This is a genomic window from Photorhabdus sp. CRCIA-P01 (assembly GCF_003545805.1).
Classification (GTDB): domain Bacteria; phylum Pseudomonadota; class Gammaproteobacteria; order Enterobacterales; family Enterobacteriaceae; genus Photorhabdus; species Photorhabdus antumapuensis.
The window spans coordinates 23,932-43,765 of sequence record NZ_NMQR01000024.1; the positions used below are offsets into that span (position 1 = coordinate 23,932).

The following is a 19,834-nucleotide window of genomic DNA, read 5'->3' on the forward strand; positions in this document are numbered from 1 at the left end:
AGGTAATACCGCTTATAGCCGCGATGCTACCCACTCTTCCACGCTATCCAAAGCAGAAGGCAACGCTTCAATATCAGAACCACCTGCTTGGGCCATATCAGGGCGACCACCGCCTTTACCACCGATTTGTTGAGCTACAGAAGAAATTAACTCACCTGCTTTTATTTTAGCAGTCAGATCCTTTGTGACACCAACAATTAAGCTGATTTTATCATCACTTATAGTGGAAAGCACAATAATTGCTGAACCTAGTTGATTTTTCAGATCATCAACCATCGTTCTCAACATCTTAGGTTCTGTATTGCTTAACTGACTGACCAGCAACTTCACACCCTTTACTTCTTTCGCTTTGCTTGCTAAAGAAGAGCTTTCTTGTGCAGCCTGTTGATCTTTAAGCTGTTTAAGCTCTTTTTCCAACACTTTGGTTCTATCCAATGTCACCCGTACTTTTTCACTCAGGCTATGAATATCACTTTTCACCAATTGAGCAATATCCTGAAGTAAATCAACCTGTTGATGTACAGATTCCAACGCTTTTTTACCTGTAATTGCTTCGATCCTACGGATACCCGCAGCCGTTCCAGATTCAGCAACAATACGGAACAAGCCAATATCACCGGTACGATTTGCATGAGTCCCTCCACATAATTCAGTGGAAAAACCCCTTATTGACAGTACACGGACTTGCTCTTCGTATTTTTCACCAAACAGTGCCATCGCGCCTTTGGCTTTTGCTGTTTCCAGATCCATCAATTCAGTAACAACAGGTGAATTTTGACGAACTTCGGTATTAACCAAATCCTCAACCTGACGAATCTGTTCTGGTTTCATCGCTTCAAAGTGAGAAAAATCAAAGCGAAGGTATTTATCGTTAACCAGAGAGCCTTTCTGTGATACGTGCTCACCCAAAATTTGACGTAATGCAGCATGTAACAGATGGGTTGCCGAGTGATTCAAACGAATTGCATCACGACGCTCAATATCAATAACCGCATTAATTTTATGGTTTACACTTAAGGTACCTTTTTCAAGCTTACCAATATGACCAATAGCCTGACCATATTTTTGTGTATCAATAACACAAAAAGCACAATCAGTATTACTCAGAATACCCGAGTCACCAACTTGTCCGCCGGATTCAGCATAAAAAGCGGTCTTATCCAGTATAACAATCGCTTCTTCACCCGCTTGAATTTGATTGACTGATTCACCATTACGGAAGATAGCAGTTACTGTTGCCTGCTGTTCGTTATGATCGTAACCAGAGAAATCGCTGCGTTCATCAACTTTGATCAATTCATTATAATCAGTGCCGAAACCACTTGATTCACGAGCACGACGACGCTGATTTTCCATTGCCACTGCAAATTCTGCTTCATCAACGCTAATATTACGCTCACGGCAAACATCAGCGGTTAAATCCACAGGGAAACCATAGGTATCATACAAACGGAAAGCCGTTTCGCCATCCAGAATATCACCGGACAGTTTTGCCAGTTCATCGTCTAATAACTGAAGACCACGTTCCAGAGTACGAGCAAACTGCTCCTCTTCTGTTTTCAAAATCTGCTCAACAATGGCTTGCTGGCGTTTAAGCCCTTCTCCCGCAGCGCCCATCACTTCTATCAGTGGCGCAACCAGTTTGTAGAAGAAGGTATCTTTAGCCCCCAACATGTTACCGTGACGGATAGCTCGGCGGATAATACGACGCAGAACATAACCACGGTTTTCATTAGAGGGAACAACACCATCACAAATCAAAAATGCACATGAACGAATGTGATCAGCAATAACCCTCAGAGACTTATTACTCAGATCATCTGTAGCACCAGTGACATTAGCAACAACTGTAATCAAATCACGGAACAGATCGATCTCATAATTAGAATTGACGTGCTGCAATACAGCGGCGATACGCTCCAGCCCCATACCCGTATCTACTGATGGTTTTGGCAACGGCTCCATCGTGCCATCAGCATGACGATTGAACTGCATAAAGACGATATTCCAGATTTCAATATATCTGTCACCATCTTCCTCTGGGCTTCCTGGCGGCCCACCCCAGATATGCTCACCATGATCATAAAAAATTTCAGTGCAAGGGCCACAAGGACCGGTATCACCCATTTGCCAGAAATTATCTGACGCATAAGGTGCACCTTTGTTATCACCAATGCGGATAATTCTTTCTGCTGGTATTCCGACTTCATTCTTCCAGATATCATAGGCTTCATTATCTGTCTGATAGACAGTCACCCATAATTTTTCTTTAGGCAAATTAAACCAATCTTTGCCAGTCAGAAGCTCCCAAGCATAACTAATAGCATCATGTTTGAAATAGTCACCAAAACTAAAATTACCCAGCATCTCAAAGAACGTATGATGACGTGCGGTGTAACCTACATTTTCTAAATCATTATGTTTACCACCGGCACGAACACAACGCTGAGCCGTTGTTGCTCTGGAATAAGATCTTTTGTCCTGTCCAAGAAAAACATCCTTAAACTGGTTCATCCCTGCGTTGGTAAACAGCAGTGTTGGGTCATTATTTGGCACCAAAGAACTACTTGGTACGATTTGATGCCCTTTAGTATGAAAAAAGTCGAGAAACGCTTGACGGATCTCAGCGGTGCTTTTGCTCATAATTGTCCCGAAATCAAGCTGGAAAAAACAGATTTATGAATTGGTTAGGTGGGATATTCCATCACCTATTTTCAACTCACGAATAAACAAAGTGGGGATAAGATAAAAGTTCTTCTATACCCTTCATCTTTCAAGCTGCTGCTTTGTTGGCTGCTTTCACTCACCCCAATCACATAGTTATCTATGCTCCTGGGGATTCGTTCACTTGCCGCCGCGCTGCAACTCGAAATCTATTAGGTATATTAGAAGTAAAATCCCAGATACATCCATTCGCTGGCAGCATTGTAAATCGTCTGGGTATTTTCTGAAAGCATGATCGCATAATATGGATAATACTCGCTTTCTGAGAGAAGAAACCGCGTCATTATTAACGCGGTATAAGTTTGATGACAAAACTTTTACAGCTTTAATACAAGAATACAGACTATCGATATTATTAGATTAGAATTCTTCGTTATTCATCTCTTCGTTTTCATTATCTTCATAATCAGAAGCAGCACTATTGAACTCGCCGGCATTGTGCAACAGCATTTCACGTAATTTTTTATCCAGCTCAGTAGCAATTTCAAGATGTTCTTTCAGGTAGATGGTAGCATTCGCTTTGCCTTGACCAATTTTATCGCCATTATAGCTGTACCATGCGCCTGCTTTTTCCACCAGTTTATGCTTCACACCTAAATCGATTAATTCACCATAAGTGTTAATGCCTTCGCCATACATAATCTGGAATTCTGCTTGCTTAAATGGCGCTGCCACTTTGTTTTTTACCACCTTAACACGGGTCTCGCTACCAACGACCTCTTCGCCATTTTTCACAGAACCAATGCGGCGAATATCCAGACGAACAGAAGCATAGAATTTCAGCGCGTTACCACCGGTGGTTGTTTCAGGGTTACCGAACATGACACCAATTTTCATACGAATCTGGTTGATAAAGATCAACAATGTATTGGAGCTTTTCAAGTTACCGGCCAGTTTGCGCATTGCCTGACTCATCATTCGAGCTGCCAGCCCCATATGAGAATCACCAATTTCCCCTTCTATTTCGGCTTTTGGTGTTAAAGCAGCAACGGAGTCTACGATAATGACATCAACAGCGCCGGAACGTGTCAACGCATCACAGATCTCAAGAGCCTGTTCCCCCGTATCGGGTTGAGAACACAGCAGATTATCAATATCAACACCCAGTTTCTTCGCATAAACAGGATCAAGGGCGTGTTCAGCATCAATAAACGCACAGGTTTTACCTTCACGCTGTGCCGCGGCAATAACCTGTAATGTCAGTGTTGTCTTGCCAGAAGATTCCGGGCCATAAATTTCAACAATACGCCCCATCGGCAGGCCACCAGCACCTAATGCAATATCCAGTGACAATGAACCCGTGGAGATAGTTTCAACGTCCATTGAACGGTCTTCGCCCAGACGCATGATGGAACCTTTACCAAACTGTTTTTCAATTTGACCCAGTGCCGCTGCCAGTGCTTTTTGTTTATTTTCATCAATAGCCATTTTTACTCCCTCGTAAGCAATGAAAGGGTTCTCTCACTGCCGATGAATAATTTTTAATACCAAAATGTCGCCAACAATTATACTGTATAATCATACAGCATCAAGCTAATTTTTTATAATCTCTGATAACAATGTTTTCAGAGAATAAATGACAGATTGAAGGCGTACTTCATTCCGATCACCGTTAAAACAACAATGGCGGGACACAACTTCTACCCCATTTACCGTTCGATATGCAAACCCAAACCATACTGTACCAACAGGTTTTTCTTCGCTGCCCCCATCAGGCCCGGCAATGCCACTGACCGAAACCGCTAGATCCGCCTGTGCTGCTTTCAGTGCCCCTGCGGCCATCTCTCTCACAACCTGTTCACTGACAGCGCCATATTGCTGTAAAACGGCTTCTGATACACCCAGCATCTGATGCTTAGCTTTATTACTGTATGTCACAAAACTTCGGTCAAAATAAGCAGAGCTACCCGCAATATCTGAAATCGTTTTCGCCAACCAGCCACCAGTGCAAGATTCAGCACAAGTCACCCACAGTTTTTGCTGTCTCAGTTTCTCTCCCAGTTCAATACTAAGCTGAATCAGAATTTTTTCATTCATAACACACTCTTTATCCGGTAAAAGATCAATTTCTTTGAAACCGGTTCCAAATCCACAAACTCATGATTGTCAACGCCAACAGAGTACCAAAGCCTATCCCTGTTGTAACAACCGGGACGCCTATTTTAATCACCAATGAGTACAGGCCAAGCATCAATAACATAGCGATATTCTCACCCAAATTCTGTACTGCGATTGCATAACCGGCCCCAATCGTTTGTCTGCCACTTTCCTGCAATAATGCATTCAGTGGAACAATAAACAAACCGCCAAAAATACCGAGAATGATTAATAAGACGTAGGAAGCCCAAATACTTTGCTGAACAGCAAAAATGACCACCATCACGCCGATTAAAACGCCAGCGGGCATACAACGGTGGACTGTTTTCAGGGTGATGAAACGGGCAGCAGCACCTGCACCAATAATAATGCCGACAGCAACCATCACATTAAGTATTGTCGGCGTGCTATTGTCAGAAACTCCCAGCACAACAGGTACCCATAAGACTAATAGGAATCTCAGTGTTATACCCGCTCCCCAGAACAGACTTGTGCCAATTAAGGAAAATCGAGCTCCTTTGTTATGCCAAAGAATACAACAAGATGAAGCAAAGTCTGTCAGCATCTTTTTCAGATTCCAGCCCTTATCCCGACGTATGGCCGATAATCGAGGGATAAAGCAATTAGCGACAACAGCGATACCATACATCAACGCACAAACAAGCAGTGCGACAGCCAAGTTCCAATCAGACAAAAAACCGCCAGCAACAGAGCCCGTAAGAATAGCAATTATCGTTGAAGCCTCCATCAAACCATTAGCCTTTACTAAACGATCGCCATCGGTCAGTTCAACCAAGATTCCGTATTTAGCCGGTGAATATGATGCAGCCCCCACTCCCACCAAGGCATAACCCAGAAATGGATCATATCCCAGGCAGATAGCAAATGCGCCCAACAACTTGAGACTATTAGCAAACAACATCACACGATCTTTCGGGAAACGATCGGCAATTTGCCCCACAAAAGGCGCCAATAGGATATATGCCAAGACAAACACTATCTGTAATATTGGCTGGCTCCAGTCAGGATAAAACTGAGCTTTCAACTGTGCCAAGATCGCAAACAACAGCGCATTATCGGCAAAAGCCGAAAAAAACTGTGACACCAATACGGCTTTCATGCCACGGGTTAATAGCGGTTGAACAACGGAGGATGTATTCACGATGATTATTCCTGTTCAGCTTCCGCTATTTTCAGTGACACGCTTTCGTCTGACAGTTGGGCAAAACGTTTCCCCCGACCAAGAATAGTACAGAATCCCTGTTCATCAATTGAAACCATGTCTCCAGTATCGAACCAATCAAACTGAATATTCCCATACTTATCTTTTGCCGCGGGTGGTTCTAAATGATTTGGATCTTCAATTCTCAGATACCCTTTCATCATATTCGGGCCACGTAGCTGCAAACGCCCCCCCGCCTTAATTCCTGCTACTGGAATTAAACGGGATTCCATTGCTGGCAAAATCCGCCCAACAGTACCGACCTTAGCCATCATCGGCACATTCAATGCAATGACTGGCGCGCATTCTGTCATGCCATATCCTTCTAAAATGCGAATGCCGAATTTGTCTTGCCAAATCTGTTTAGTATTTTCAGCGAGCTTTCCAACACCGGCTATAACACAGCGAAGGCGTGCAAAATCATATGGATGAGCAAAATAGGCATAATTCTCCAGGAAAGTGGATGTGCCCAATAATACGGTACAGTTATGTTCATATACCAGTTCTGGCACTACCCGATAATGCAATGGGTTTGGGTAAAGAAATATCCGGCTACCAGACAACAACGGAGTGAATAAGCCAACAGTCAACCCAAATGCATGAAATAGCGGTAAAGAAGACATAAAACGGTCAAGTGGATTGAAATCAGTAATGGTTTTTATCTGTTCCACATTGGCTAACAAACTAGCATGACTGTGAACTACACCTTTTAATACAGCTTCTGAACCGGACGTAAATAGCACCAAAGCATCATCATCTGGTTTTTGTGTCACCATCGCTTGCTTCGGAAAAAAGAGGTGCCACAAGATCCATAATTTATCCAGAAAAGTCACTGTACCTTCAAAATCCTCAAGATAAACCCAATTAACCTCAGTGACCTGCTCCGATAAATGAGTTAATTGCTCCTTTTTTAGAAACTGCCGAGAAGTCACAATAGTTTTAACACTGGCGACGGCGACCGCATTCTTTAATCCATGACTGCCGGCTGTATAGTTTAGTAAAGCCGGTATTCTTCCCCTCAAAGATGCCCCGAATATCGCAGCTATCAGAATAGTGGCATTGGGTAAAAGAAAACCAATCCGTTCCCCCTGGCGGGTAAAACGCTGCAAAATACGGCTAGCACCCAGTACTTTTTTAAGCAGACTGTTATAACTGTCTTCTTTAAAAGAAACATCTTCAATACAGGGCTTAAAACGACCAAATTGTTTTCGTGCAACCAGTAAAGATTCAAATATTGTTTCTTGCGGCCGAGTCGCCATTCGGGCACTCATCATTATTTCATGCAAACGCTCACCGGCTAAACGACGACGTCGCTCCGAACTAGACGCATCCGGTATCGGCAATCGTGTCGCAGGCAGGATTTTCATTGTCACCTTCGGAAAAAGGTGAAGTTTGAAAATACCTTTTAATCGGCTGAATAGGGTTCTTTCTAATCCTTCAAGGCGAACAGGAACCACAACGGCTTCGGATATCGCCGCAATAAAAGCTGCCCCATCATAGATTTTCATCAAAGAACCGGTAACGGTAATTCTCCCCTCTGGAAAAACAACTATTGGTCGTCCTTTTTCTATTTCCTTAACCAGTATCCTGACCGCCATTGGATTTATTGGGTCTAAGGGAACTATTTCAACATAGCGCCTTACTAGTTTCATAAAACCACGATTTGCGATGTTGGAATAGACAGCAAATACTGGCCTGACAGGCAAGAAAAGTGTTAGCAAAACACCATCAAGAAAAGAGACATGATTAGGTGTGATAAGGCATTTGGGGTGGTTAAATTGTTTAATATCTCCTTCTATTGTTAAACGAAACATTAAACGAAAAACAAACCTTAGAAATTTAAATAACATATTCGTATCCCAACCCATTTGAAGAAATAAATAGAAGATACTATTTATCATTCGACACTGTAATATTCTTATTTCTTTATAAAAAATACTAAAATAGTGTCAGGAGACTATCCCAGAGAGAATAATTTCTTTCACATAAGTTGTAATTTTTTCCGGTGAAAATTGCGCATTAATAATATGATTTGCACACTCACAGTAGAGATTTTCTCTGGCAGCAAGCACTTCTTCCATTTCTTCAACAATAGATTTTCCCGTTAAACTAGGGCGTTGGGTATTTTCTGGTTGCTGCATTAATCGTTCGGCCAAGATGCTCGCTGAAGCTTGAAGATAAATCACCATGCCATTTTGTCGCATATATTGGCGATTTTCAGCGGAAAGAATGATCCCTCCACCGGTGGAAATAACGTGATTTCTTTGACTAACTTGTTGTAAAGCTTGACTTTCTAATTGCCGAAATTGTTGCCACCCTTGCTGGTTAACAATATCCGCAATGGTCATATTGCTGGTTTGTTGGATATGGTGATCAGTGTCAATAAATGTGTACGATAATTCATTGGCCAATAATTTTCCAACCGTCGTTTTTCCTGCTCCACGTGCACCTACAATAAACAATATTTGGTTCACTGCCTGATATCCTTGGTAAATTTCATCGTTAAAAATATATTAACGCCTATAGTAACCAGAACTTTACATCAACGTAAAATCAAAAGTTAATATATACGGTAAAAGCTACCCCAAAGCATGATCTTATCGAAACTTCAATATAATCAGATACGCTTCCGGGGTAACAATAAACAAATTAATTACGGATTAAATCATCTCCATAACCAATCCATTTATACGTAGTCAGCGCATCTAATCCCATTGGGCCACGGGAATGCAGTTTCTGCGTGCTAACGGCAACTTCAGCCCCCAGGCCAAACTGACCACCATCAGTAAAGCGAGTGCTAGCATTCACATAAACCGCGGCAGAATCAACCTGACGAACAAAATAGTCAGCATTGTGCAAAGATTGAGTCAAAATAGCATCAGAATGGGCGGTACCGTATGTCCGAATATGATCAATGGCCTGCCCCATATCACTGACAATTTCCACATTCATATCCAGAGATAACCACTCATCACGGTAATCTGCTTCTGTGATATCCACGACCTTAGCCGGCCCATCTTTCAAAAATGCCATTGCTGATTTACCCGCATGCAGAGTAACCCCCTGCTCTTTCATGCTCTTGCTCAATACGGGCAGAAAATCAGCCGCAATCTTCTGATGTACCAGCAAAGTTTCCAAGGAGTTACAGGCACTTGGACGTTGCACCTTAGCATTAGTGATTATAGTTAATGCCTTATCAAAATCAGCACTTTCATCGACAAAAGTATGACAAACGCCAATTCCACCCGTAATAACTGGAATAGTCGATTGCTCACGGCACAGCTTATGCAACCCTGCACCACCACGTGGAATCAACATATCCACATAGCGATCCATTTTCAGTAGCTGAATGACTAACTCACGATCCGGTTTATCTATCGCTTGTACTGCTGCGGTAGGTAATCCGCTCTGTTCAAGTGCCTGCTGAATGACTTTCGCTGTCGCTTGATTAGTATTGTGAGTCTCTTTACCACCGCGCAAAATAACCGCATTACCGGTTTTCAAGCACAGAGATGCAACGTCGACGGTGACATTAGGGCGTGCTTCATAAATCACCCCGACCACACCTAGTGGTACACGGCGACGCTCCAACCTTAAGCCACTGTCAAGCAAACTGCCATCAATGACTTGCCCTACCGGGTCAGATAAACGGCATACCTGACGAACATCATTCGCTATCGCTATCAAACGTTCTGGCGTCAATAACAGACGGTCCAACAATGCTTCGTTCATGCCCTGTTCACGGGCCTGAATCATATCAAGCTGATTAGCTTCAAGAATGATTGCACTTTCCTGCTCTAGTAAATCTGCAATGTGGATTAATGCCTGATTTTTCTGTTTTGTACTTAGCTGTGCCAGTTGCCATGCAGCTTCCCTGGCAGCCTTTCCCATTTGTTCTAACATTATGAATCCTTAACTCACGATCATGTCGTCACGATGAACCGCAACAGCACCATATTCATAACCGAGGATTTGGCTTATCTGTTGTGAATGGTGGCCTGCAATCAAACGTAGAGCATCACTGTTATAACGGCAAACACCATGCGCCAAATCCTTACCAGACAGACTACGAATGCGGATAACCTCTCCACGGGAGAAATCACCTTTAATATTTTTAATCCCTTTCGGTAATAGAGAACTGCCTTTTTCGCAGATTGCGGTTTCAGCACCATGATCAACAATAATTTCACCCGCCGGAGGGGCGCCAAAAATCCAACGCTTGCGATTTTCCATCGGGCTTTCCAACCCATGAAAGCGAGTACCTGTTGGATTACCTTCAATGACATTAGAGATAACACCAAGTTTATTACCCGCGGCAATAATGACATCAATACCAGCGCGACCTGCAATCCCCGCAGCCTGAAGTTTAGTTGCCATTCCCCCCGTCCCTAAGCCAGAAACGCTATCACCAGCAACCATACGTAATTCATCACTGATGTCATAAACTTCCGGGATAAGTTTTGCGTCTGGATTGCTACGCGGATCAGCGGTATACAGCCCTTCAATATCCGTCAGCAATAGCAATTTATCTGCTCCCCCCAGAATGGCTGCTAGCGCAGATAAATTATCATTATCACCAACTTTAATTTCCGCTGTCGCAACCGCATCATTTTCATTAATTACAGGCACAATGCGATTATCAAGTAAAGCATGTAAGGTATCTCTGGCATTTAAAAAACGTTCGCGATCTTCTAAATCCGCTCGAGTCAGTAACATTTGCCCAATATGGATACCATAAATAGAAAAGAGCTGCTCCCATAACTGAATCAACCGACTTTGACCGACCGCCGCCAGCAATTGCTTGGATGCGATCGTTGCTGGTAGATCCGGATAGCCCAAATGCTCCCTCCCTGCCGCAATAGCACCGGAAGTCACAATAATAATGCGATGACCTTTTTCATGCTGCTGTGCACATTGCCTTACCAGTTCTACAATATGAGCTCGGTTCAGGCGACGAGAGCCGCCTGTCAGTACACTCGTCCCCAGTTTCACAACCAATGTTTGGCTGCTATTCATCATATTTTTGCCATTAGATTTAAATTAAAAAAACAGTGCTCAGTTTTAACAGGAGAGAAGCGTTATGCCAACAGGCATAATGCTAAATTGAAAAAATAGGAGTTCAAAACAAACCCATGCTATTTACTTCATTCGAAACTACTTGAAATCTTTATAAAATGTCAATTTTAATTCGAAAGAATCAACAGCACCGATAAGACATGGGTAAAAATCCTGTAAAGTATTTAAAAAATCAATAGGTAATAGAAACTCTATTAACAGATTTTATTTTTCAACCACCTGCTAATTTCCTGTAACGCTTTATTGAAACTGCTATAAACAGGCGTTGTCGGAATAGCCAGTAATTTACTCTCCATTGATGACATTGCTATCAGCCTGGATTCTTCTTTCGGGCTGAAAATATCATTCTGCCAGTAACCCGCTAGCATAGGAACGGAACAACGCCGGCCTAACAAACCTTGTTTTTTAAGGGAGTAACAACCGAGTTCGAGGCGAAATGCATTTTCATCCACATTATAAATACCCAATCTGCTAGCAAACATATCAAGATACATCGAAGGTGAACTTTGTTGATGTTCAACGCTACTAAGCCACTCATGAACGATAGCACCAAGAGTCGCAACACCTTTGATACGTTTAGATTCCAAATAGGCCAACCGGACGGCAATATTGGCGCCAAAGCGAAAACCAAACAAGCCAATTCTGGTGTGATCAATCCAGGGAATTTCAGCCAGTTGATGGATTATTTGTTGATGGAGAATACAGGTATCCTGTGTCAGCCTCAGGCGTGAAGAGTAACCCATCGAAGGCATATCTACCGTTAACATAGCAAATCCAAGCGGCGCCAGGTAATCACGGAATAACCGATAATAATCATTTTGCAAATTATCTAAGCTGCCACAAACCAAAATAGTTGGAGAGGGCCTTTGCAATTGCTGAGGCAGATGAAGGAAGCCGGTCACACAACCACCGTCTTTCAGTTTGAACTCTATTTTCCTCAACTGATAGTCAAAGCAACGAGCCGCATTTTCATAAGCTTTATTGGCTAAAACAACGGCTTGTTGAGACAATTCATCCCCTTTAAGATGGGGATAACCGGCAATGCTATACAAATTAGCCGCTTTCAACCAGAAACTACCCGCTTCTAGGGTCTGTTCTGCTTGTAATGCTTTCTGTTGCCATAACATTGCCTGATGTGACCATTCAAAAATCCAGTTACCTTTACGATACCCAACCACAGTATCCAGTAAATTATCATCACTGCGCTGAGCGTTTGTCATGGCAATCCGGCACAACACTTCTTCTATTTCAAACGGATCAATGCCGCGCCAAATCCACATCAGCCGGTTAATCATACGATACCAACCACCATGACTATTACCATCCAATGTACTGTAATTACCCGCAATTAACCTGGGATGGCGGTGTTTTACCAGCGTGGAAGTTTCCTGATGTTTTTGTCTTGGCTTAAAAAGTGATTCTGAAAGGTTCTGGTTTGCCATAACAAATGCTGATCTTATTTACCTTCACAAATTGGTGGAACGAATACTACTCCCATATCCCAGGGTTGTTCGATCCAAGTATCTTGAGGAATATCAACAATATAATCATCAACCAGAGGTCGGCCTGCCGGTTTTGCAAAAATAGTCACAAAATGGGCTTTTGGATACATTTCACGGATGGCTTGAGCGGTTCCTCCGGTATCAACCAGATCATCCACAACGATGAAACCTTCACCATCACCTTCTGCTTTTTTCAGAACTTGTAGCTCACGTTGATTATTATGGTCATAGCTGGAAACACAGACTGTATCTACATGACGGATACCCAATTCTCGCGCCAAAAGCGCCCCAGGTACAAGACCACCCCGGCTAACGGCAATGATACCTTTCCACTGTTCGACAGGGAGTAAACGTTGTGCCAATTTACGGGCATGTATTTGCAACATATCCCAAGTTACGACATATTTTTCGCTCATAAAAATCGATCCCGACAACTTAAAAATACTTTAGAAAAGCATCTCGCAGAAAAAGTTGCGCGAATTATAGTGACTTAGGTCTGTAAAAACTAGCGGAAACAGGGAATCGATGAATCGTATTATTCTTAACAAAAGTAAAGTGGTATTCTGAGCCCAATAACATCATGGCGTTAAGCGCTCATCATATAAAAACTACTTCTCAGGTAGAGAGTAGTATTTCCACCTTAATTGAGATGCAGTCATAGGAGATTCGTCGTGTCAGAACTATCACAATTATCCCCTCAACCTCTATGGGACATCTTTGCCAAAATCTGCTCTATTCCTCACCCTTCTTACCATGAAGAAGCCCTGGCAACCCACATTGTTCAATGGGCGCAAGAAAAAGAGTTGCACGTTGAACGTGATCAAGTCAGCAATATTCTGATCAGAAAGCCCCCCAGTAAAGGGTTGGAAAATCGTAAAGCGGTTGTTCTGCAAGCACATCTTGATATGGTGCCGCAGAAAAACAGCGATACAGTGCACGATTTCATTAAAGATCCTATCCGTCCTTATATTGATGGTGAATGGGTTACCGCACAAGGTACAACACTGGGGGCCGATAATGGTATTGGCCTGGCATCAGCGTTGGCTGTATTGGCTGATGACAATGTAAAACATGGCCCGCTAGAAGTTTTATTAACCATGACGGAAGAAGCCGGAATGGATGGTGCTTTTGGCCTACAACCGGACTGGCTGCAAGCGGATATCTTAATCAATACCGATTCAGAGGAAGAAGGGGAAATCTACATGGGTTGTGCTGGAGGTATCGATTTTACCACCACTTTAGCATTGACTCGTGAAGCTGTTCCGGCTAACTACAAAACAGTAAAACTGATAATCAAAGGTCTAAAGGGCGGGCATTCCGGTTGTGATATTCATTTAGGACTGGGTAATGCCAACAAACTACTGGCACGCTTCCTTGCCGCCCATACTCAGGAATTGGGGCTAAAACTGCTTGACTTCCAAGGCGGTACTCTGCGTAATGCCATTCCACGTGAAGGCCATGTTATTGTCGCCATACCCGCCGATAAAGCAGCACGGCTGACTCAACTGAAAGATAAATACCTGGGGATCCTGAAAAATGAATATGTCATGGTCGAGAAAAACCTGACTGTATTGCTGGAAGAGGTTGAAACCGATCTTCAAGCACTGACGGATGATTGCCAGAACCGTTTTATCTCATTGCTGAACAGTACACCCAACGGTGTTATCCGTATGAGTGACATCATCAAAGGCGTAGTAGAAACTTCGCTCAACGTGGGCGTTGTGGCGATGGAACAGGATAAAGTCAATATTATTTGTCTGATCCGTTCGCTTATCGACAGCGGCAAATCCTATATTATAGGTATGCTCGGTTCCCTGGCCAAACTATCAAGCGCTGAAATTACTGCCAAAGGCGATTACCCAGGCTGGCAGCCGGATGCAAATTCTCCGGTGATGCACCTGGTACGTGAAACTTATCAACAGTTGTTCGATAAAACACCCAATATTATGGTGATCCACGCAGGGCTGGAATGTGGTCTATTTAAGAAACCTTATCCTGATATGGATATGGTCTCTATCGGGCCAACTATCACAGGTGCTCACTCCCCTGACGAACAGGTTCACATCAAAAGTGTTGGACAATATTGGAAACTATTGACCGCAGTCCTGAAAGCTATTCCTGAAAAGTCTTAATCAAATCTCCCCTGCTCCGATATCGTCGCGGGGGAACTACCATTCAAGCGACAGTTGCCGATCAATTTCTGGATCCAGCAAAGTCACGTGCAGGCCCACTAAACGAACGCCACGCCCTTCCCGGCGAGATGTCCATGTTTTCTGGGCCAGTTGGAGTAAATCCGGTTTATCCAATAGTGGATGAACATGTTCCTGAGTTGTCAGTTGAAAATCATCAAATTTCAGCTTAACCCCCTGACGGGCAATCCGCAGATCAGGTTTAACATTACTCAATCGTTTTTCTAATTCCAGATATAAACTTTCTATAAGTTCAGTGCACTGTTCCCATTGATGAATATCCCTCGCAAGTGTCCGCTCCACACCAATTGATTTTCGCAGACGGTCTGGATTCACCAATCGTTCATCAATACCGTGACAACGATCCCAAAGTACCTGACCAAATTTCCCCAACTGTTTCACCAAAACAATGACGTCATATTTTCGTACATCAGCACAGGTTTCCAACCCCATATTAGCCAGCCGTTGCACCATGACTTTGCCAACACCAGGAATTTTTTTCAGAGGTAAAGTTTTAACAAACTCAGACACTTGATCAGGTGAAATCACATATTGCCCATTCGGTTTATTAATATCAGAAGCGATTTTTGCCAGAAATTTTACCGGAGCAATACCAGCCGATGCCGTCAGTTGCAGTTCATCAAAAATGGATTTACGGATTTCATGGGCGATAAGTGTGGCAGATCCATAACAATGGTGGCTATCAGTGACATCCAGATAAGCTTCATCCAATGACAGAGGCTCTATCCACTCGGTATAACGAGAAAATATCTGATGGATATGCCGGGAAACCTCCCTATACAGTGCCATACGCCCCGGAAGAACTTTGAGTTGAGGGCACAGTTTCAGCGCCATTGCAGTGGACATTGCACTACGTACCCCAAAACGACGGGCAGGATAATTAGCCGTGCTGATAACACCTCGTTTATCGGCATCACCACCAACAGCTACCGGAATATGACGGAGTGACGGATTATCCCGCATTTCAATAGCGGCAAAGAAACAATCCATATCCACATGAATAATCTTTCGCATTTTGCTTTGACCAATCATCACAAACTGTACAAACATACAGTTATTCATTATTAAGATCAATCAGAAAAAAAAGTTAATCCCGTTATTAACTTTTTACTGCCCGATTCCTTGCGTTAAGTGGCCTATCCTGTAAGTGCAACTTTTCTATTTAACGATATTCCAGGATGCTTATAACAATGAAAAATAGCGGGAAACCACAAAAAACCTCAGCTACAGCGACGACACAGCCAATTAATCGTACCCTTCATTATGCTTTATCGAGCATGATTATACTGAGTACTGGCCTGCCAGGTTATCTGGCTGCACAGGAAAATGGAGCTCAAAAAGCAAAAGAAAAACCGGAAAAATCAGAGAAAGTGATCACACTTTCTACACTTTCTGTTATTGGCGGATTGAATAATAGCGTCAGTGCTGGAAGCTCAGTATTGAAAAAAGAGGATATTGAACGTACCCAGGCAGATAATATTGCCGAGCTGCTCGATCAACTTCCCGGCGTTTCTATGTCAGGATCGCCTCGTCCAGGCGGCCAAACCCTGAATATCTGGGGAATGGGTGATACAGAAGACGTTAAAGTCACCCTGGATGACGCACCGAAAGGCTTCGAGAAATATCGCCAAGGCTCTATCTTTATTGAGCCGGAATTAATCAAACGAGTCGATGTCGATAAAGGCCCACATAATCTACTTGATGGTAATGGCGGATTTGGTGGAACAGTTAAAATTGTCACTAAAGATGCAAGTGATCTATTACAGCCTGGAGAAGATTTTGGTGGATTACTGAAATACAGCTATCACACCAATGACCGCCAAAATATTTATAGCAGCGCAATCTATGGCCGGACAATAGAAGGCTTTGCCGACGGCTTGTTATATATGAGTAAACGGGATGGCGGCAACATTAAACGGCCAGATGGTACCCGTTTTGCTTTCTCTAAAAGTGATCAGGCATCCTACTTACTGAAAACTAATTTTTACCTGAATGATACTCATACATTGACACTTTCTGCTATGCATTCTGATTCTGCTGGTTGGCAGCCATGGGCAGCAAAACGCAATGAAATAGTCGTCCCGTCAGAAGCCGAGGTTGAGAAATATGGTTGGAATGAAGCCTGGCGCCGTAAGTTGGTTTATCGTGATCAGACAGATCAAAACTACACCGCCAAGTGGAATATCGCACCGGAAGACAATCCGTTACTTAATCTGACAGTAACCTATGCCTATTCGAAAACAGAGCAGCATGATAAGCGCTCTAAAAAAGCCCACAGCGGTTTTATTGGTTCATTGGGAAATGAAAGCTGGATCGACTATGTCGATAACTTAGCAGATATAAATAACAAAAGTGCTTTTATAACCGGGCCAATAGAACACACATTACTCGTTGGAACTCGTTGGCATAAAAATCAACGTAATACCCTTATGCATGATAAAAGCAAAGACAAAAAACCTGAATATAATTATGGTTATTTTCAGCCAACCTACATGCCTTCAGGAGAGCAAAAAACGCGTAGTTTCTATTTGCAGGATGAAATGATTATCGGCAGCGTTACTGTGACGCCCGGTGTTCGCTATGACCATATCACCAATACCGGCAAACCCAATATCGCGGCAATCTACAATAATAGCTCACCAAATGTAGGCCATGACTACAGCAGCGTCACCTATACCGGCTGGTCTCCACATTTAGGTATCATGTGGAAAGCAACACAAAACCTGTCACTATTTTCGGATGTCAGCCGGACATGGCGTGCGCCACTCGTGGATGAACAGTATGAAATGCAATATGCACAAGCGAGTGTCACGGCCACCAGCCGTAATTTAGATGTAGAAAGAGTGACGGGTTTACGCTTCGGTGCGATTCTGAATTTCAGTAACCTGCTGGCAGACCAAGATAGTTTGCAAATCCGTACGACTTTATTCCGTAACAGAGGCAAGGATGAAATATTTGTCCGTCGTGGAGTCGTGTGTAAATCACCGGATTGCGGAAAGCCTTTATCCAACTACCGTAATTTACCGGGATACACCATTCAGGGGCTGGAAATCGAGACTTTCTACGACAGCGATTACCTGTTTGGAAAACTTTCTTACTCAACTATCCGTGGTCAGAGGGATGCTTCACCACGCGATCCTTGGGGTAAAAAAACCTGGATTGCGGAAATTCCACCCACCGCTGCCCACACCATGTTAGGCATAAAAATCCCTCAATGGCAGATGTCTATGGGCTGGACCGGCGATTTTGTCCGTAAGCAAGATAGATCGCCTAAAGATGGCGATCCCATGGCGGTACTTTGGTCAATACCTAAAAGCCAAGGTTACGTTCTGCACGGTTTGTTCGCCAGCTGGCAACCTGATTTCCAACAAGGTCTTGAAGCCCGTGTAACGGTAAATAACCTGTTTAATCATGATTATTACCCATATCTCAGTGAATCTGTTTCCGGGGTTGGGCGTAACATTAAATTCAGTATCTCCCAGAAATTCTAATTTCTCACCTGATAGTTCCCTCTTTTTGAGGGAACTCAGACTGCTAACCAACCCATTTAAAATTTCGTTTTATCGGAAACTCTTGATAGCGTGTTATCGGCTGATTCGTTTTCTCTAATGCTTTAATACATCAACGATGGTAAAAGTCTGGCAGATTAATCAGCCAGAACGGTTAAACGGGCATTTAAACGTTTAAACAAAACCGTGGAAAAACAACGTTATTGGAATGATTAAATCAATGTAAAAAAAATTTAAACCCGCGTATTTAAGGTGTTGGTTTTGCATAATAAATGCAACATAATAATGCCGCAAATAATCTGGTTAATATTCATTTAAATCATTTGTTTGCGGATTTTGTTACCCCTATTTTTAATGATTTAATCGGTTTATGAAAAAGTTTATTCCCCGGTTGAAAACGTTATTAAAATCGGTTTCTTGAAACTCTTTATCTATGGGAACCTCAAAGATTGCCAAACAGCTAAAGATAGGCCGATAAACGGTCTACAAGATACTGGTTTCAGATTAAATATAGAGCTATATTTAGCCCTATATTTAGTATATTTTATAATTTTTCTGAACGGAGGTTTACCATGTTGCAGAAAGTCATGTGTGGCTACACAACAGCTATCAGTAAGTTTAAATCCAATCCCAGTGCAGCACTGGCAGAAGCCCAGGGAGATGCTATTGCTGTTTCATCTAACAATCAGATCCAGTTTTACGCCGTTCCTGCCGCACTTTTTGAAGAAATGAGCACACTTTGTGAATATGCACAACGGGGAAGTACGGAATTGAAAAGCATCCCGGCCAATTTCACCGGAGAAGGGCTAAATATGAATAAAATAACCACTAAGATGGCTGCAAAAATCAAAGAAGGGATGGCCGGGGACTACGAAGAATGGTCGTAAGATATGGACCTATCTCTCCGAAGAAAGGACACGACCAATCTTTAGTGATCTGCTGGTGATGAACAACGCCCTTCGTCTCCAGCAGATCATTTTCACCTTAGTGAAAATGAAATAAAGAAAATAACGGAAAAGTCAATAAGCAATTAAAAGGAAACTCTGCGGTGATAAGAATATTCACGCACAGTGTTTTAAAAGAGGCTTTAGGCGAACAGAAAACCAAGGCACTGGTTGATGACTTTCGGGCCTATAAAAGAGGGAAAAGGCTTACCCATTACCTTTGGTCGAGACGTTCCCTACCGGTTTACGCATAATCGATCTTACCTTGAATTGCAGCACCTGCATTTCAAAGACGAAGGATTTCCACTCAAACTGGTGCAATTTAAACGAACCAGTGGTTATGTTTTGGTTTATTGCCTTGGTTTTTTCGACGCCAACACCTATCTGTTAATCGCGATTATCAAACACTGGGATCACAACAAGCCCAATGATGTAGCTGAAACGGACAGGGATATCCATTTAATGAACGAGCTGGAAAAAATTGCCGAAGGCTTTCGGGAAAAATACTAGTCTGACGGTAACAAGTGAACATTTGTTACTCCGATTTTTC

The 19,834-nt window shown here is 42.9% G+C and carries 14 protein-coding genes and 1 pseudogene; 4 read left to right on the forward strand and 11 right to left on the reverse strand.

Annotated features, from left to right (window positions below):
* Positions 1-12 precede the first annotated feature (12 nt).
* From alaS to gpt, 10 genes and pseudogenes are all read right to left on the reverse strand, one after another.
* Positions 13-2,643, reverse strand: coding sequence for an alanine--tRNA ligase (gene alaS, locus D3222_RS14745; protein WP_118986824.1), 2,631 nt, complete (start codon positions 2,641-2,643; stop codon positions 13-15).
* A 441-nt stretch (positions 2,644-3,084) separates the two neighbouring features.
* Positions 3,085-4,152, reverse strand: a complete 1,068-nt coding sequence (gene recA / locus D3222_RS14750) for a recombinase RecA (protein WP_118986825.1) — start codon at positions 4,150-4,152, stop codon at positions 3,085-3,087.
* Between the two features lie 105 nt (positions 4,153-4,257).
* Positions 4,258-4,761: a nicotinamide-nucleotide amidase gene (pncC, locus tag D3222_RS14755; protein WP_118986826.1), complete on the reverse strand. Its 504-nt coding sequence runs from the start codon at positions 4,759-4,761 to the stop codon at positions 4,258-4,260.
* Between the two features lie 25 nt (positions 4,762-4,786).
* A complete protein-coding gene (gene lplT, locus D3222_RS14760; protein ID WP_118986865.1) occupies positions 4,787-5,941 on the reverse strand; it encodes a lysophospholipid transporter LplT in 1,155 nt (384 codons plus the stop codon).
* Between the two features lie 62 nt (positions 5,942-6,003).
* Positions 6,004-7,893: pseudogene (aas, locus tag D3222_RS14765) on the reverse strand (bifunctional acyl-ACP--phospholipid O-acyltransferase/long-chain-fatty-acid--ACP ligase); the annotation flags it as partial.
* Between the two features lie 99 nt (positions 7,894-7,992).
* On the reverse strand, positions 7,993-8,517 hold the full coding sequence (gene aroL / locus D3222_RS14770; RefSeq protein ID WP_118986828.1) for a shikimate kinase AroL: 525 nt from the start codon (positions 8,515-8,517) through the stop codon (positions 7,993-7,995).
* Positions 8,518-8,692: 175 nt separating this feature from the next.
* Entirely contained in the window at positions 8,693-9,946 is a 1,254-nt protein-coding gene (proA, locus tag D3222_RS14775; protein WP_118986829.1) for a glutamate-5-semialdehyde dehydrogenase, read from the reverse strand.
* Between the two features lie 9 nt (positions 9,947-9,955).
* Positions 9,956-11,059 (reverse strand): glutamate 5-kinase, encoded by a 1,104-nt coding sequence (gene proB, locus D3222_RS14780; protein ID WP_118986866.1) that lies wholly within the window; start codon positions 11,057-11,059, stop codon positions 9,956-9,958.
* Between the two features lie 254 nt (positions 11,060-11,313).
* Entirely contained in the window at positions 11,314-12,561 is a 1,248-nt protein-coding gene (frsA, locus tag D3222_RS14785) for an esterase FrsA (protein ID WP_118986830.1), read from the reverse strand.
* A gap of 14 nt (positions 12,562-12,575) precedes the next feature.
* Positions 12,576-13,037, reverse strand: coding sequence for a xanthine phosphoribosyltransferase (gene gpt / locus D3222_RS14790; RefSeq protein WP_118986831.1), 462 nt, complete (start codon positions 13,035-13,037; stop codon positions 12,576-12,578).
* Positions 13,038-13,292: 255 nt separating this feature from the next.
* On the opposite strand from gpt, the gene pepD reads away from it, so the two are divergent.
* The gene (gene pepD, locus D3222_RS14795) at positions 13,293-14,753 is read left to right on the forward strand and encodes a beta-Ala-His dipeptidase (protein WP_118986832.1); all 1,461 of its coding nucleotides are present in this window, start codon (positions 13,293-13,295) and stop codon (positions 14,751-14,753) included.
* Between the two features lie 36 nt (positions 14,754-14,789).
* Here pepD and dinB read toward each other — a convergent pair whose 3' ends face one another.
* A complete protein-coding gene (dinB, locus tag D3222_RS14800; RefSeq protein ID WP_118986867.1) occupies positions 14,790-15,845 on the reverse strand; it encodes a DNA polymerase IV in 1,056 nt (351 codons plus the stop codon).
* A gap of 176 nt (positions 15,846-16,021) precedes the next feature.
* Here dinB and D3222_RS14805 point away from each other — a divergent pair, with 176 nt between their 5' ends.
* From D3222_RS14805 to D3222_RS14815, 3 genes are all read left to right on the forward strand, one after another.
* Positions 16,022-18,322, forward strand: coding sequence for a TonB-dependent hemoglobin/transferrin/lactoferrin family receptor (locus D3222_RS14805; RefSeq protein ID WP_232832536.1), 2,301 nt, complete (start codon positions 16,022-16,024; stop codon positions 18,320-18,322).
* Positions 18,323-18,912: 590 nt separating this feature from the next.
* A complete protein-coding gene (locus D3222_RS14810; protein WP_112878347.1) occupies positions 18,913-19,227 on the forward strand; it encodes an antitoxin of toxin-antitoxin stability system in 315 nt (104 codons plus the stop codon).
* Positions 19,228-19,458: 231 nt separating this feature from the next.
* A complete protein-coding gene (locus tag D3222_RS14815) occupies positions 19,459-19,794 on the forward strand; it encodes a type II toxin-antitoxin system YafO family toxin (protein ID WP_198672821.1) in 336 nt (111 codons plus the stop codon).
* The last annotated feature ends 40 nt before the right edge of the window (positions 19,795-19,834 follow it).